A 15,777-nucleotide genomic window follows, 5' to 3' on the forward strand; every position below is an offset into this window, starting at 1 on the left:
AAGCAGCATCACCGTTATTTTTTGCAATGCCGTTATAATGAAAGAGGAGTTATATGATTTTCTGTTATAGTTTTGCCGTTTTTGCTAGTTTTTTTTAGTGATAGTTTGAGAAAATGGCAATTAGTAACAATTACATCAAACTTTAACTGCTAATCAGTTAAGGGTTTAACATTATTAATTTATTCTTAATTTGTTCTATAAATAGCTATTAATGTAACCGAATGTCATCGTTTGATTGTGCTTTGATATTATTCCACCAAGATTTTCGTTGTTTTCGCTTAATAATTTTAAGAATAATATATTTGCAAATTCGCTAAATCTTTCTATTTCTGCTCGGAGCCCTTCACTTCTTAAAAGATTATTCAAGTTTTTAAATATCGATATTAATTCTTCACGTGATACTTTAATTTCTTTCGGTATAGTCCAAGCTTCATTACTGCTTACTTCTAAAAAAGCTAATAATTCTTTTTCATGTAGTAATTCCCTTACTTCATCACCGTTTAATATAAGCTCTTTATTATTAGCAACAAAACGAGCTTCGCAGTAAGCTCCATTCATTGCGAACACTATAGGTACATCAAGCAATTTTGCATATTCCGTTGCTTGATCTAAAGCTCGCCTTAAATCCACTCCTGTTTTTTTGCTTCTATTATTGCAATAGGTTTATCATTATTACTTTCATATAAGATATAATCCGGTCTTTTTCTGTTTAATCTTGTCTGTTCTGTTTTCGATTTTGGTTTTTGGAAATAAACATTCTTTTTAGTATCATTATCTATATGCCATCCCTTTATTTACAAGGTTATTGCTGACAATCCATTCGGTTTGCTGTTCTGCCAACATAAGAATTGTTTAGATATTTTTTTGTAATTAATAATTATATCTTCTTACACTTATTATACAAGCTTATAAAAGTATAAAAAACAACTTTTTATCTCACTAAAAAATAAATTATTGCTATGGATTTATATAGATTTTTGGCTTTCTTAATGAATTTAAATAACTTACTATTATGAGCTTGTTATAACTAATATTAAAATCATGAGTATAAATAACCAGTTAAGAGAATTAATTAAATCAGGTACTTTTGCCTGTATATTATTAATTATTGCTTTTACCTTAGCAATAATTGTCAGCAATAACATTTTCCTAACAAAGTATTATTCTTCTTTTATTTACAGTAAATTTTCTTTAACAATATGAAATGTAAGTTTACAAACAACTTTTATAGAGTTAGTTAATATAACGGTCTCATGACTTTCTTCTTTTTATTAATAGGTTTAGAGATGAAATTTCACCTAGTAGAAGGTGAACATAAAAATAAAAAAAAACTAATATTACCTGCAGCGGCAGCCCTTGGAGGTGTGGTAGTTCCTGTCTTAATATACATGTTTTTTAATTACGATAAACCGGGATTAATAAAAGGATGAGCTATTCCTATCGCAACTGATACTGCTTTTGTCCTTGGTATTTTATCTTTTTTCAGCCGACATATATCTTCAGAATTACGAGCTTTTATTATAGGTTTCTCATTAATTGACGATGCTTTTGCGTTAATTATACTAGCCTTGTTTTATACTAAAACAATCAATACTCCGGCATTATTAATTTCCTCTGTAATTATATTCATCTTGTTCATATTGAATTATCGACAAGTTAAACAATTATTTTATTATATAATTGTAGGTTTATTATTATGGATTAGTATGGTGGAGTCAGGTATTCACGGTACTTTATGCGGAGCCATTATAGCACTTTTTATACCTATTAATATAAAAGAAGAATTTAACACTTCTTTTAAAAAACTTGAAAACTTAACTCGTCCTTTTGTAAATTACTTTATTTTACCGCTTTTTGTATTTATGAATTCCGGTATCCTTTTAGAATATTTTGCATTTAAAGGCACTTGTTCCAACTCAATACTTGCTTTAATTTATGGGATAATATTTGGTTTATTTGTAGGTAAGCAATCAGGTATTATGCTATTTTCATATCCATTTGTAAAATTTAAACTCTGTAATTTACCAAATGATACTTCATGGTTAAAATTTTATTCTATAGCTATACTTGGAGGGATTGGATTTACCTTAAGTTTATTTATAGGTAGTATTACGTTTGAGAGCAGCTGCCCTTCAAACTCTATGAGAGCTGCAGTAATAATAGGCTCTTTAATTTCTGCATTATTTGGCGTAGCAGTTCTAAAATATTGTACTGGAAAAGAGTAAAGGAGCAAATTAAACGAGTATACTCATTAAATAACGATGATAGGATTTTAATAACACATCATATTGTTGTTTGGAAAAAACAGGATATGGTACTATATAGATATTATTAGAAGAAGGAATCGCTTTTTCAAGCTTATTTAGCATAAAAGGCATATTATAATTATGCTCTACTAAAATTATTGAAGTAAGATTGTAAGTTACAATAAAATCAACCACTTTCTTAATATTATCTTCTTCAGACATTATTTTATTCGGAGCAAGTATTACCTGCTGTTCTATAACATTACGTTCCTTTAACAAATTTTTTAATTGCTCTGTAGATTCTATACCAGTAATAAATAATATAGGTGCATAGCCTGCCTTAAGCAAAGCAATACTGGTTTCAATTTTATGTCCTCCTCCTGCAAATACTATTATTGCATTAGTGGTATTACTATTAAGCTTATAAGAATTTATTAAATATAAATAATAACCAAAACCACCGACCCAAAGAGCAAAAATTGTGAGTAAAAATTTTCTGATCATTTAAATATTTTATTAAATTCAGTTTGAATAATTTTATCAAATTCAGACATTTCAACATGAATCCCTAACTGATTTAAAGATGTTACTAAAGAATTTTCAAGTCCACAAGGAATAATCCCACTAAACTTACTTAAATCTGTTGAAATATTTATAGCTACACCGTGATATGTAACCCATTTTCTTACTCTAACACCTATTGCAGCAATTTTAGCAAATTCATCTTTCCTTACTTTTACCCAAATTCCTACTTTATCTTTAATAATATATGCTTTAATTCCAAAATAATTTAAGCTATTTATAATCCATTCTTCAAGCATTTTTATATATAGCTTTAAATCTTTGTGTCGATTTGGTGAAGCTAAATTAAGAATTGGATAAATAACACGCTGACCCGGTCCATGAAAAGTAAATTTACCGCCACGTCCTGTGTAAATTACCGGAATATCACCGTAATTTAATAATTCTTCTTGTTTATAATTAGTACCGGCTGTATATACTTCCGAATGTTCAACTAAATAAATAATTTCCGGCTCATGATCACTAATTACTTTGTTAACGTAATCTTCCATTAATTTCAAAGTAACTTGATAATCCGCAAAATCCGGTATAGTTATAAATCTTATCATATTAATTCAGATTTATATTTCAATATTAATGCATCTAAAATTGCTATGGTTTCAGCATCCAAATCGCCGGAAAAATTACTAGGACGAAAATGCATTTGAAACGAAATTATAATATCTTTCATTTTAGAATCTAAAATTCCGGTAACTTCAAGTTTATAACCGTATGTAATAAATTTTTGCTGAATTGCTGCAATATCGGTTATGTCGACTTGCGGCAATAGATCGTTAAACACCTGTTCATCATACCAAGCTCCAATATCGTTATTATATAATAGTTTCCAAGGAAATAACGGGCCAGGGTCCTGTTTTCTACCTGGAGCAATATCAGAATGCCCAACCACTCTAGTAGGTTTAATATCATATCTAGCAATAATCTGTTTACACAAACTTATAACACTATTAATTTGCCTTTCCGAATAGGGTAGCCAAACTATATCATTGTTTTTTGCATTTACTTCAAAAGCAGGATTTACGATTTCAATACCGATTGATGTATCATTAATACACTCATGACCTTGCCAGTAACTTACTCCAGCATGCCATGCTCTATCACGCTCTTCTACTAATTGAAATATATGTTCAGGGTTTTCATTGTTTATTAAATAATGGCTACTTAACTTTTCACCGGTTAGAAAATCTAAAGACTGCTTAAAATCACACTGTGTATAATGTAGCACTAGGAATTTAATACGTTTATCAAATCCCACAGCTCTATAAGATGTTTTATCGATTACTATCATATATAAAAATTTTAAAGGATGTCACTATTGTATGTTTTTTTCTATATAATTCTTGTGAAAGCTTGCTTGCATGGATCGGTAAATCGTCATTGCGAGAAGAATTACGCAGTAATTCGACGAAGCAATCTCAGGAGTTTGTTATTATTTCATGAGATTGCCATGCAGCCTACGGCTGCTCGCAATGACGATTTGGTATCTATATAAAGATAGCCCCAGTATGACAAGAAAAATTTTGATGGTGCCGGATATCGGATTTGAACTGATGACCTACCGCTTACAAGGCGGTTGCTCTACCACTGAGCTAATCCGGCATATTAATATGATTATAGAGAAGAGATATGTGCTGTCATACCGTGGCTTGACCACGATATCTAGAAAAATAACTTGTAATAGTCAAATTTACTAAATCCCACAATCAAATAGCGGGATGACAGGGGCTGAATTGATTCACACAGTCAATACCTGCTCGCAATGACGAAAATGCACTATAAACTAAGCTTCTTTAGCTTCCTTTTTACTTGGTCTAGCTTTGCAGTTTTTTGCTTTCACTTCCATTTCCTTTTTAACTTTCTCAGGAAGAGTAACACCCGCTTGCTCAATAAATTTTGCGACTCGCTCAGTTGGTTTAGCACCGGTGCCAAGCCAATATTCTATACGATCTTTTTTTAAAACAACACGCTCACTATTATCTGAAGCAAGCATTGGATCATAAGTTCCTACTTTTTCTAAAAAGTCACCGTCACGAGGTGCTGTTGCGTTAGCTACTACTACACGGTAAAAAGGACGCTTTTTAGCACCGCCTCTAGCTAAACGAATTTTTACTGCCATATATTACTTACAATTATTTTATTTTTTCTTCTTTAAAAAGAACATGTTTTCTAACTACTTTATCATACTTACGAAAAGAAAGCTTCTCGGTTTGGGTCTTCGGATTACGTTTCTTTACCCAAAAAACACCTGTGCCGGCAGTACTTACTAGCCTTACCAAAACATTTTTATTTTTCTTTGCCATTAGCTGACACCTTAAATCAAGATATTATTTTATTATTCTAAGAAAGGCAGGATAAAACGAAATTGAAAAATAGTCAAGTAAAAACTAGGCATTGCAAAATAAAGAGAGATACGTCATTGCGAACGACTAAAAGGAGCGTGGCAATCTAGTTTTAATTTCCCGAGATTGCCGCACTCCTTGCAGTCGTTCGCAATGACGCCAATTTTTCAAATTAAACGAGTTACCGCCCAAATAAGCGTTCGATATCCTTAAGCTTCAACTCAATATAAGTAGGTCTGCCGTGATTACATTGACCTGAAAGCGGCGTATTTTCCATTTGACGCAGTAAGGCATTCATTTCATCTGCCGATAATTTTCGTCCTACTCTAATAGAGTAATGACAGGCATAAGTTTCCGTTACATGCTCGATTAACTCTGTCAAAGCTATATTCTTGCCAAAATCCGATAAATGATCGGCGAGATCCTGAATTAACTTTTGTACGTTTACATCTCCAAGGACATTTGGAATTTCAGTTACTATAATAGATTTTTCGCCGAATTTTTCTAGAGTTAAACCGAGTTTATATAGTTTTTCTCTATGGTCATATAAACAATCTGCTTTTTTTTCATTTGGCAGTTCTACTATCTCAGGGATAAGCAAACGCTGTTTGATTAACTCTTCCGTTTTAAGGTAATCTTTTATTTTTTCATACCCTAAACGTTCGTGTGCTGCATGCTGGTCGGTAATCACTATACTATCTTCGGTTTGTGAAATAATATAAGTCGTATGAAGTTGTGCTTTAGCTTCCCCAAGTTTATATTGTTTACGGGTTTGCTGTTTATGTTCTATACGGTTTTCTACTTCTTGTTCTATTTTAGCATGTGATAATGTATCGATTAATTTTTGACAAACATGATTTTGAGGAACTGTATTAAGTGTAGAATGAGTAGTAGGTCTATAATCTGCCGATTTACTATTAACATTTATAACTTTACCTACTGGCGATTGTTTGTTAACTAAAGGATTTTTAAATAACTCAAGAGCATCAGAGGCAATAGTAGTAGAAGTAACATGGCTTTTATTTGTTAAAGCATTTTTAATTGCTTCTATTAATAAGTTTCGCACATAATTCGGGTCATGAAACCTAACCTCTGCTTTTGCCGGATGTACGTTAACGTCAACAAGTTGCGGATCGATTTGTAAGAATATAGCACATAGCGGATAACGATCACGAGCTAAATAATCTTGATATGCTACCCTTAAAGCTACCTGTAATAATTTATCTTTTACCGGTCTATTATTAATAAATAAAAACTGATCTTCACTTGAAGCTTTATTGTATGTCGGGCTACTAGTATAGCCGCAAATAGAGAAATCAGGTGTTTTGAAGTCTATATAAGCGGCGTTTTTTATAAAATCATCACCTATTACATCAATTATACGCTGTTTTAGGTTAGTTTCAGCATCTTTATTTTGTCCCTTTAGTTTTAATAAATTCTTGCCGTCATGTGTTAAACTGAAAGAAATTTCAGGATGTGCTAGAGCGATTTTCTTAACCACATCTACAGTTGCTGCAAGCTCTGTTTTATCGGCTCTAAGAAATTTTAAACGTGCAGGTGTTGCGAAAAATAAATCACGTATCTCTATTTTAGTACCTTCATTATGAACAGAAATAGTAACTTGTTTTTCATTGCCGCCGATTAACTTAATCTGAAATGCTTTGTCGGCACCTCGTTTTTTAGAAGTAATTAGCATTTTGCTAATAGCAGCAATAGACGACAGTGCTTCACCCCTAAAACCGAAAGTATGAATATTTAGAAAATCGCTTTCATCAAACTTAGAAGTTGTATGACGTTCAACGGCAATTTCTAATTCCTTATCAGTCATACCGATACCGTCATCGGAAATAATGATTAGATTTTTACCGGCACGTTCTAAAATAATATCTATTTTAGTACTACTTGCATCAACAGCATTTTCAACTAATTCCTTTACTACCGATGCGGGCCTTTCTATAACCTCACCGGCAGCAATTCGGTTGATAGTACTTTCTGACAGAAATTTTATAGTCATTTTGTTACTAATTTAAATTTCTTACTACAATATGGGCAGATAACTTCCTTTTTTTCTTTATCTATCTCTAAATAAACTTTCGGATGGTCATATGGAGGTTCTTTGCCCTGGCAAGATACAGATGCATCAACGCTATTAACAATTTCCATAGATTTATACATTATTTCTTTAAGTGAAATCTAGTATAAGTTACTTTTAAATAAAAGACAAATATTACTTGATTAACTATGTCATCCCGTGACTTGATCAGCTTTGTTGCATGCTTCTAATTTTCTCGTCATTGCGAGGAAAAACTGTAAGTTTTGGCGAAGCAATCTAGTAGCAAAGTTCTGAAATTGCCACGCAGCCTATGGCTGCTCGCAATGACGATTTAGCTGGCTGGTACAAGCCACGGTATGACAGTGCATATTTTATAAGGAGATAAAAATGAAAGACAAAGTAGCAGTTATTACCGGTTCTACTAGCGGTATCGGGCTTGAGATAACAAAACATTTAAACTTGAGTCTAAAATAGTTATTAACGATTTTGCAAAAGAAGATGAAGTAGCCAAAATTTCAGCAGAATTGAAAGAACTTGGGGCAAGGGCTGTATTTTATCAAGGAATAAATTTGGAAAAACTTGATGAAATTCATTTTATGTTTTAGAGGATAATAAAAAATTCGGTAAAATAGACATATTAGTAAATAATGCAGGTATTCAGCATGTTGCTCCTATCGATGAATTTCCTGAAGATAAATGGGAGCAAATTTTGCGTATAGATTTAATAGCATCGCCACAAAATACGCAATACAGATTATGAAAAAAAACGGCTTCAGGCGAATTGTTAATATCGCTTCCGCTCATGCATATGTCGCATCACCTTTCAAGTCGGCATATGTAGCAGCAAAACACGGTATCCTTGGGCTTACCAAAACCGTTGCTTTAGAAGTGGCTGAGAATAATATTACAGTTAATGCTATCTGTCCCGGTTACGTCAACACACCATTAGTAAGGAATCAAATAACAGATACTGCTAAAGCTAGACATATCAGTGAAGAATCAGCGTTAAGGGATGTAATCCTTAAATCTCAAGCTACGAAAAAATTTGTAGAAGCTGATAAAATAGCAAACTTAGTAATATTCTTATGTGACGAAAAAGCATCATCAATAACAGGTAGTGGACTCTTGATAGATGGCGGCTGGACGGCACAGTAGTTTTTAATTCTTAATATTTGTTAGTTATTGAGAAATAACTAACAATAAAAACTTCTTACAAAAATTTAATTTACTCCTTTACACTTGAAATAAACCACAATTTATTCAAGGAGGAATTTATGCCAGAAAAAAACATCTACATTTTCAAACTGAAGAAACTGAATTAAATAGAGTAAAAATCCAAATTAATTCATTTTAAAGATGAACTGGGCAGTCCCATAGATGGGCATTAGTTATAGGAGAAGTTGAAGAAGTAAAAGGAAAAGAACTTTCTAGACCCGTAGAAGTTGAGGTAAAGCGTAATTTGGGTAAGTTTAAAAAAGCTCTAGCCTATCTTGGAATTATTAAAAATATGAAAAAAGTAGTAAGCACAGAAGAGAAAATTATAGGCACCTATGAATTAGACAATTTTACTAATGATAAGAATTCCATAGAGAACTTTTTAAACAACTTAGATTTCCATGAAAAAAAACTTTACGCATATGATCTTAGTGGTATAAAAGTTGGAGAAGTAGGTGATTTTGGAAAAGTAGTATTAGATGAGAATATTAAGCTTGATGAAACTATTCTTCAAAAAAAATGGAAAAGTATTTGCTATTGAAAAAAATGGTAAATTCTTAGATTTAGAAGGTAAAGCTTTACAAAATCAAAAAAAGGTGTTACGAATCTTAACACAAAGCCCGTAAAAGTGCTCTTAAAGGTAGCAGAGAAGCTGCAAAAATAGGAGAAAAACTACGAAAACAACAAGAAAAACAGAAATTTGCAGGAATTAAAAAGCCAAAAGGAGCTAAACTTACAAAAGTAGGAATTCCGGTAGCTCCCACTAGAGGATAACTAGGTTATAAGTGCTTGACCATTATAACGTGTATATTATAATAGTTATGACCAAATTAATATATACGTTATAATAGTCATAGTTTATTATGACTATTATTTAGCCTTTTGCATGTCTAATATAGTTTGTATTTGAGCTTGTGTCTCAAAGTCATTTGGCTCTAATTCTAATGCTTTGTTGTATGATTCAAGAGACAAATCGTATTTGCCTAATTTTTCCAAAGTAAGACCTTTATTAAGATGTGCTTTATAGTCATTGATATTTAATTTAAGTGCTGCATCAAAAGCTTTTAATGCTAAATTATATTTTTTAAGAATTCCTAAAACTATTCCTTTATTCACGTAAGCTCTAAAATCATCAGGATTAAGCTGTATTGTTTTATTATACATTTTAATAGCTAAATCATATTTTTGAAGCCTACTCAAAATTGTTCCTATATTATAATATATGTCAGAATAATCTAAATCGTCATCATGCCTATATGTGAGTGCTCTATCATATGCCTCAAGAGCTGCTTCGTAATTTCCAAGTTCATCGAATAATTTACTCTTATTAAAATAAGCATCGGAATAATTAAGATCAATTTCAATTGCTTTATTGTATGCTTCAAGGGCCAACTCATATTTTTCAGGAAACCTAAGTCCCAGTATTCTTAGTCTAAATCCATATCCAATATATGCATCATTCGGATTTTGTTTTATAGTTTTATCACATTCTGCTAATTCTTTTTCAAAATCATTTGCAACTGATTCATATCACCACAAGAATTAAAGTGCCGACAATTAAATATTTATACTGCATATATATGTGCTTTGTAATTAATAATATATAAAAAAATTAAATATTATAAAGGTTAATTTATAATATTATAAATTACACTTTATAAATGATGTAACTTGTCTATAATGACTAATTAGTAATTAAGTTATTTAAAGCTCGATGAATAGGTCTAAGTTCATTTTTTTATCTGCTATTTCAGGTAATGTACTCGAATATTATGATTTTACGGTATATTCAGTTTTTTCGCTGATTATTGGACAAGTTTTTTTTCCAGGCGAATCAGAATTCATTAGAATTCTTCTAAGCCTTGGAGTATTTGCGGTTGGCTTTCTGACAAGACCGATAGGAGGCATATTATTCGGTTATATCGGTGATAGATACGGTAGACGTATTGCTTTAATAATCTCGATGCTAGGTATGACTATTCCGACCTTTATTATGGGTCTCATACCCTCATATGCAAGTATTGGGATTTATGCCCCTATAACTCTAGTTATAATGCGGCTTATTCAAGGTTTATGTATTAGCGGTGAAGGAACGGGAGCGGCTATTTTTATCCTTGAACATCGTCAAAATTTAAGACCAGGTTTTACGGCAGGTTTAGTACATGGTTCAAATATCGCCGGTACCTTAATTGCAACATTTATCGGTATTATAATAGAACGTTATTTCTCTCATATAGATTTTGCTTGGCGTTTTGCTTTTCTGCTTGGCGGATTTATGGGTCTTGCAGGATTTTACTTGCGATTGCGTGTATCGGAAACACCGATTTTTAAAATGCTTGAGAAAAAGAAACAAGTTCTTAAAGCACCTTTTTCCAATGTAATTAGAACTGCTTGGAGATCGATGTTTTTAACTATGTGTATAGGTGCTATCGCTAGCAGCGTTATGTATTTAGTAAAAACATATATAAATGTTTTCTATTATAATGTAATGCATCTTAGTAATACTATCGCTTTATCATATTTAGCGTATAGTTCGTTTATTACGATGATAGCGATGCCGCTTGCCGGCGGCACTGCCGATATTATAGGAAAATTTAAAATGGCAATGCTTGTTGGTGTTGCTATCTTGATATTGATTTTACCGACCATGTTACTTATGTCGACAGAAGAGATGTGGCAACAAATTATAGCTCTTACAATGCTTGGTATGCTCGCAGGAAGCATAGCAGGTACAGCTTACATATTCGTTATATCCTTGTTTACGGCAGAACAAAGATTTACCGGTGTTGCTTTCAGCTACAATTTTGCAATAGCGATATTCGGCGGAACTTCACCTATTATTTCTCGTTGGCTTGTAGAGCGCACAGGCTTATTTTATGCTCCAGCTTTTTATATTATGATCATTGCTGCCGTATTTTTAGTAATTATGTATATGATGAGGAAAGTAATTAAATCGTTGCTTAAATAATTATGAACATAGAAAATAAAGAAATAACAAGTAATTGGTTTACTAATTTACGTGATTTATTGTGCAAAGAATTTGAAAAAATCGAAGAAGAATATGCACAAACCAAAGGTTTAAAACCGGCTAAGTTTGTACGCTCAAGCTGGCAACGTAACGGCGGCGGTGGCGGTGTCATGTCTCTCATGAAAGGAGAAGTATTTGAAAAAGTCGGGGTTAATATATCTACTGTATTCGGTGAAATTTCTCCCGAATTCCGCAGTGAAATTCCAGGGGCAGAGCTAGACGGGAAATTCTTTGCAACAGGCATTTCATTAGTCGCACATCTTAAATCGCCGCTAATTCCCGCTATGCATTTTAATACTCGTTATATAGAAACTTCTAAAAGTTGGTTTGGCGGCGGTGGCGATTTAACACCTTTTTATCCGGAAGAAAACGAAACTGTAAAGTTTCATGCAGCTTTTAAAGAAGCGTGCGATAAGTATAATTCTAGCTATTATCCTAAATTCAAAAAGCAATGTGATGAATATTTTTATCTAAAGCATCGAAAAGAGCCGAGAGGAGTAGGTGGAATATTCTATGATTACTTAAATAACGGTAATTTTGAACAGGATTTTGCCTTTACACAGGACGTAGGTAAGACTTTGTTGTCGGTATATCCTGAAATCGTTAGAAGTAAGTTATTTTTACCTTGGACAGCTGAGCAGAAAGAATACCAGCTTATAAGGCGAGGTAGATATGTAGAATTTAATTTGCTATATGACCGCGGTACTAAATTTGGCTTAATGACCGATGGAAATGTCGAAGCAATATTAATGTCATTACCACCTGAAGTAAAGTTTAATTGACTTTTTTAAAATCATAACCGGAATGGCAAAATGCTATTTCGGTGTGTTGAAACTTCTGTCAAAAGTGAGAGTATTTTTCATCGTAAATTGTTACTTCATGATTTTTCCAGTAATCAGTTAATTTATTTCGTGTTTCCTGCCCCATCATACGTTGTTGAACCCATTTCTCGCTACGACCGTGTCGTTTTCAATTATCCCTTGCTCTATCAATTGACTTTTCCGGATCAGAAATTTCTTGAATCCTCTCATAACCGATTTTAGCAAGCCATTGTTTAAACGATTCTGCCTTTGGAGACGGAATAGATTGTATAATACGAAATAATGATTCTGTATTTGCACAGCCTGTTACATATTTTTTTCCATCTATGGCAGTTAATTTCAGTCTGTGACAATTTGTCACGACCTCACTTTTTTCTTCGTTTAACCTTTGTTTTAGGGTCACTACCATCAGTCAATGCTCCTACTACGTCGACTAATGGTTTTATCTTTAAAGATTACTAACTTATTAAATTCATAGATAAATAAACTATTAGTTTAAAATAAGTTATAGATTGACTTTTAAAGGAAGTTAGGTATAAAATTTAACTGAAATAGTAAAACACTATCTGAACTCGTAGCAGAGTTTACTTCAAAAGAAAATTTAGAAATCCTAAAAGTTGAGATAGCAGAGTTGCTAGAAAGACCTTTGAAAAAGAGAGATATCAACGCAATAGAGAAAACACTTAACAGAATTAGAAGCAATATTTGGTATTGCTAAAGTATAGATGAGCAGACATTGCTTTATTTATGTCATTCCTGCTTTCCTTTCACGGAAAAACATTGCCCACATGGATCGGTTTTAACGTCATTGCGAGGAAATTACGTAAGTAATTGACGAAGCAGTCTTAGGAGTTTGCCATTTTCAAATAAAAAGGGTATACTAGTCAAATGGTTTCACTATAACCATAATCACTGCAACAATCATGCAAATAGCCGGAATTTCATTAACTATGCGATAAAATTTTTCCGAATGGACATTCTTACCATTTGTAAAATCTTTTCGCCATTTTGCAAGTAAACCGTGAAACATCACTAAAATTAATACTGCAAACATTTTAACGTGAAACCAAGTATCAAGAGCAACAAACCCGTAAATATGAGCATTTATTAAACCAAAAATAAATGTGCTAATCATTGCCGGATTCATAATGAATCTGAGTAATTTTAGCTCCATTACTTGTAAAGTACTATCTAGCTCACTACCTATTTTAGCTTTGGTATGATAAACATATATTCTAGGTAAATAAAGAAGTCCTGCCATCCAACATATGGCAGATATCAGATGGACTGACTTAAACCATAGATAGTAACTTGCCATTCTTTTCCTTATTAATTTGTTAATTTACACAAACATCTAGTAAATTCGTTTGGACATATTCTTGTACTGGAGCTACTCATAACTAAATTAGCATCAACCTCATTAATAAATCGTAGCAATATATTTGTCAAACTATTAATAAAAATTTTATTTGTTCCAAGTGTCGGAATTCGGGTATATTGAATTTCATATTTATCTGCGATTAATTTATATTCAATATCAAGCTCTACTAGTGTTTCAACATGCTCGGATACAAAGGATATAGGTACGATAATTATGTCTTTTTTTAACTTTCCTGCTAGCTCTATTTCGTCTTCCGTATTCGGTTTTAACCACTCTATAGGTCCTACTCTACTCTGATAAGTTATCTTATAATCTAGATCTTTTATATTTAATTCTTTAACTATTGCTTGTACTGTTTCTTTTATCTGAAAACTATAAGGATCACCTGCTTTTATTATTTTTTCGGGTAACCCGTGAGCAGAAAATAATATACGAAAATTTTTATCATATAGTTTTTTTTTAATTAATGAAACATGGGCTTTTATAAAATCTTTTTCTAGAGGATAACAGCAAATTGTTTTAATTGGAATATCAATATCAAGGTTTTGTAAAAAATTTTTAACCGATGATCCTGTCGTAGTACTTGAAAATTGAGAATATAGAGGCAATAATATTATTTCGCTTGGATTATATTTTTTTATTTGACCTATTACTTCTTTAGCAAACGGTGCTGAATATCTCATATTTATAAAAATAGCGAAATCTTCTTTTATAAGTTGCTTTAGCTTTTCGGTTAGTGCTAATTTCTGCTCCTCTGTTTCCTGAAGTAAAGAAGATTTACCACCGATTAAAGAATAAATTTTTTGAGATTTTTTCTCTCTAGCAATAGAAATTATTTTAGCGATAATATAACGCAAAGGATTTGGTAGATTAATTATAGCTTTGTCATAGAATAGATTAAATAGAAAAGGCTTCACTGATTTAAGGTCTTTTGGACCGCCCAAATTAAAAAGTACTATTGCTATTCTTTTCTTCATATAACCTAACATATTCTGTCAAAAATTCTACATTTTCCGTAGGTGTTTCAGGCAAAATACCATGTCCTAAATTAAAGATAAAATTCTTTCCTTTCATTGCCTGAAGAATTTTATAAGTTTTTTCTTTAATAATTTCTTTATTAGTTAATAATACAACCGGATCTAAATTACCTTGTACTATTACTTTATCACTCCACTCTTTCATTTTTTCAAGAGGGACCATTTGATCTACGGCTAAAATATCTATCGGTACTTCTTTTATAAATTTTTCGTACAATAACCCCGCTCCTTTAGGAAAAGCAATTATAGGAGTTTTTGGGAAAACTTCTTTTACTTTTAGTATAATCTTTTTTGTCGGCTCTATTACAAATTCAGTAAATTCCTCTTCTGTAAGTACTCCTGACCATGAATCAAAAAGTTTTAAAACATCTGCTCCAGATTTTGCTTGATTTATAAGATGATCAACTATTTTTTCCGTAATAAAATTTAATAATTCTTCAGCAAGTATTTTATTTTCATATATGAATTTTTTGCTCGTTTTAAAATCCTGTTTTCCTTTTCCTTCTAACATGTAACTCATCACTGTCCAAGGACTACCTGCAAATCCTATTAAAGAAGTGGGGGATGGTAATTCTTTTTTTACTTTTTTTATTATTTCATAAACCTTTTCTAATTTATCATTCGGATTGGTTTGCAGATATTTAAAATCTTCTTGTGATTTGAATTGCTTTAATATAGGTCCTATATTTTCTTTAAAATCCACTTCCCATCCAAGAGCATGAGGTAAAACTAATATATCGGAAAAAATAATAGCTGCATCAAATCCATAACGTTTTATCGGTTGTAAGGTTACTTCCGTTGCTTTGTTAACATCATAACAAAAATCTAAAAAATTTTTTGTTGTTTCTCTTACTTTTTTATATTCCGGCAAATATCTACCTGCTTGACGCATAAACCAAATAGGTATTTTATTACTATTTCCTTTTAACGGATTTATAATTTGCTTCATGCTATTACTAAAAATATTAGAATAATAAATATATTTATTATTTGTTGTTTATATAAATAGAATTATGTAGATTAAATGTTTTAAACAGAGTTATCAACAGAATTTTCATTAAAATTTTCTTAAAAA

Annotated in this window: 18 protein-coding genes, 1 tRNA gene and 3 pseudogenes; 6 read left to right on the top strand and 16 right to left on the bottom strand. The window is 31.8% G+C overall.

Translation table 11 applies throughout. The features are described 5' to 3' along the window. Positions 1 to 195: 195 nt before the first annotated feature. On the bottom strand, positions 196 to 630 hold the full coding sequence (locus tag MCI_RS09830) for a restriction endonuclease subunit M (protein WP_232202623.1): 435 nt from the start codon (positions 628 to 630) through the stop codon (positions 196 to 198). Positions 631 to 1,010: 380 nt separating this feature from the next. Next, positions 1,011 to 1,145 carry a hypothetical protein gene (locus MCI_RS10290; protein WP_269479117.1) on the bottom strand — a complete coding sequence of 45 codons (135 nt, stop codon included), beginning with the start codon at positions 1,143 to 1,145 and terminating at the stop codon, positions 1,011 to 1,013. Between the two features lie 141 nt (positions 1,146 to 1,286). Here MCI_RS10290 and nhaA point away from each other — a divergent pair. Beyond that, a pseudogene (nhaA, locus tag MCI_RS07715) lies at positions 1,287 to 2,225 on the top strand (Na+/H+ antiporter NhaA). Positions 2,226 to 2,234: 9 nt separating this feature from the next. Here the strand turns inward: nhaA and MCI_RS03880 are convergent. The 8 genes from MCI_RS03880 to MCI_RS07720 all read right to left on the bottom strand — a co-directional run bounded on the left by MCI_RS03880 (position 2,235) and on the right by MCI_RS07720 (position 7,330). Continuing rightward, complete coding sequence (locus MCI_RS03880; protein WP_014409742.1) at positions 2,235 to 2,750, bottom strand: YdcF family protein; 516 nt, start codon at positions 2,748 to 2,750, stop codon at positions 2,235 to 2,237. Next, a complete protein-coding gene (lipB, locus tag MCI_RS03885; protein WP_014273882.1) occupies positions 2,747 to 3,376 on the bottom strand; it encodes a lipoyl(octanoyl) transferase LipB in 630 nt (209 codons plus the stop codon). Before lipB ends, MCI_RS03880 begins: the two co-directional genes overlap by 4 nt. Next, the gene (locus tag MCI_RS03890) at positions 3,373 to 4,116 is read right to left on the bottom strand and encodes an N-acetylmuramoyl-L-alanine amidase (protein ID WP_014409743.1); all 744 of its coding nucleotides are present in this window, start codon (positions 4,114 to 4,116) and stop codon (positions 3,373 to 3,375) included. Before MCI_RS03890 ends, lipB begins: the two co-directional genes overlap by 4 nt. Before the next feature lie 236 nt (positions 4,117 to 4,352). Further along, positions 4,353 to 4,427: transfer RNA gene (locus MCI_RS03895), tRNA-Thr, on the bottom strand. Positions 4,428 to 4,608: 181 nt separating this feature from the next. Next, positions 4,609 to 4,944 carry a 30S ribosomal protein S16 gene (gene rpsP, locus MCI_RS03900; RefSeq protein WP_014409744.1) on the bottom strand — a complete coding sequence of 112 codons (336 nt, stop codon included), beginning with the start codon at positions 4,942 to 4,944 and terminating at the stop codon, positions 4,609 to 4,611. Positions 4,945 to 4,957: 13 nt separating this feature from the next. After that, the gene (gene rpmG, locus MCI_RS03905; protein WP_004997072.1) at positions 4,958 to 5,128 is read right to left on the bottom strand and encodes a 50S ribosomal protein L33; all 171 of its coding nucleotides are present in this window, start codon (positions 5,126 to 5,128) and stop codon (positions 4,958 to 4,960) included. Positions 5,129 to 5,348: 220 nt separating this feature from the next. Then, positions 5,349 to 7,181, bottom strand: coding sequence for a DNA mismatch repair endonuclease MutL (mutL, locus tag MCI_RS03910; RefSeq protein WP_014409745.1), 1,833 nt, complete (start codon positions 7,179 to 7,181; stop codon positions 5,349 to 5,351). Further along, a complete protein-coding gene (locus MCI_RS07720; protein WP_231839099.1) occupies positions 7,178 to 7,330 on the bottom strand; it encodes a zinc-finger domain-containing protein in 153 nt (50 codons plus the stop codon). Before MCI_RS07720 ends, mutL begins: the two co-directional genes overlap by 4 nt. 545 nt (positions 7,331 to 7,875) lie before the next feature. Here MCI_RS07720 and MCI_RS10295 point away from each other — a divergent pair. The 3 genes and pseudogenes from MCI_RS10295 to MCI_RS09835 all read left to right on the top strand — a co-directional run. Next, the gene (locus tag MCI_RS10295) at positions 7,876 to 7,980 is read left to right on the top strand and encodes a hypothetical protein (RefSeq protein ID WP_269479134.1); all 105 of its coding nucleotides are present in this window, start codon (positions 7,876 to 7,878) and stop codon (positions 7,978 to 7,980) included. Further along, positions 7,977 to 8,375 carry an SDR family oxidoreductase gene (locus MCI_RS07730; protein WP_269479118.1) on the top strand — a complete coding sequence of 133 codons (399 nt, stop codon included), beginning with the start codon at positions 7,977 to 7,979 and terminating at the stop codon, positions 8,373 to 8,375. The genes MCI_RS10295 and MCI_RS07730 overlap by 4 nt, the downstream gene beginning before the upstream one ends. Positions 8,376 to 8,679: 304 nt before the next feature. Continuing rightward, positions 8,680 to 8,904 (top strand): annotated as a pseudogene (locus MCI_RS09835) (hypothetical protein); the annotation flags it as partial. A gap of 401 nt (positions 8,905 to 9,305) precedes the next feature. On the opposite strand, the gene MCI_RS10640 reads toward MCI_RS09835, so the two are convergent. Together MCI_RS10640 and MCI_RS10645 are read right to left on the bottom strand one after the other, a co-directional pair. Then, positions 9,306 to 9,470, bottom strand: a complete 165-nt coding sequence (locus MCI_RS10640; protein ID WP_410526317.1) for a tetratricopeptide repeat protein — start codon at positions 9,468 to 9,470, stop codon at positions 9,306 to 9,308. A gap of 27 nt (positions 9,471 to 9,497) precedes the next feature. Then, a pseudogene (locus MCI_RS10645) lies at positions 9,498 to 9,962 on the bottom strand (tetratricopeptide repeat protein); the annotation flags it as partial. 187 nt (positions 9,963 to 10,149) lie between these two features. Here MCI_RS10645 and MCI_RS03930 point away from each other — a divergent pair. Further along, positions 10,150 to 11,403 (top strand): MFS transporter, encoded by a 1,254-nt coding sequence (locus MCI_RS03930; protein ID WP_014409750.1) that lies wholly within the window; start codon positions 10,150 to 10,152, stop codon positions 11,401 to 11,403. Between the two features lie 2 nt (positions 11,404 to 11,405). Then, positions 11,406 to 12,245, top strand: coding sequence for an oxygen-dependent coproporphyrinogen oxidase (gene hemF, locus MCI_RS03935; RefSeq protein WP_014409751.1), 840 nt, complete (start codon positions 11,406 to 11,408; stop codon positions 12,243 to 12,245). Between the two features lie 187 nt (positions 12,246 to 12,432). Here hemF and MCI_RS07740 read toward each other — a convergent pair whose 3' ends face one another. The 4 genes from MCI_RS07740 to hemE form a co-directional block, all read right to left on the bottom strand. Then, a complete protein-coding gene (locus MCI_RS07740; RefSeq protein ID WP_014409752.1) occupies positions 12,433 to 12,693 on the bottom strand; it encodes a BRO family protein in 261 nt (86 codons plus the stop codon). A gap of 471 nt (positions 12,694 to 13,164) precedes the next feature. Then, entirely contained in the window at positions 13,165 to 13,602 is a 438-nt protein-coding gene (gene hemJ, locus MCI_RS03945; protein ID WP_014409753.1) for a protoporphyrinogen oxidase HemJ, read from the bottom strand. An 11-nt stretch (positions 13,603 to 13,613) separates the two neighbouring features. After that, positions 13,614 to 14,654, bottom strand: coding sequence for a ferrochelatase (hemH, locus tag MCI_RS03950; RefSeq protein WP_014409754.1), 1,041 nt, complete (start codon positions 14,652 to 14,654; stop codon positions 13,614 to 13,616). Then, complete coding sequence (gene hemE / locus MCI_RS03955; protein WP_014409755.1) at positions 14,611 to 15,651, bottom strand: uroporphyrinogen decarboxylase; 1,041 nt, start codon at positions 15,649 to 15,651, stop codon at positions 14,611 to 14,613. Before hemE ends, hemH begins: the two co-directional genes overlap by 44 nt. Positions 15,652 to 15,777 lie beyond the last annotated feature (126 nt).

This window comes from Rickettsia montanensis str. OSU 85-930, assembly GCF_000284175.1.
GTDB classification, from domain to species: Bacteria; Pseudomonadota; Alphaproteobacteria; order Rickettsiales; family Rickettsiaceae; genus Rickettsia; species Rickettsia rickettsii.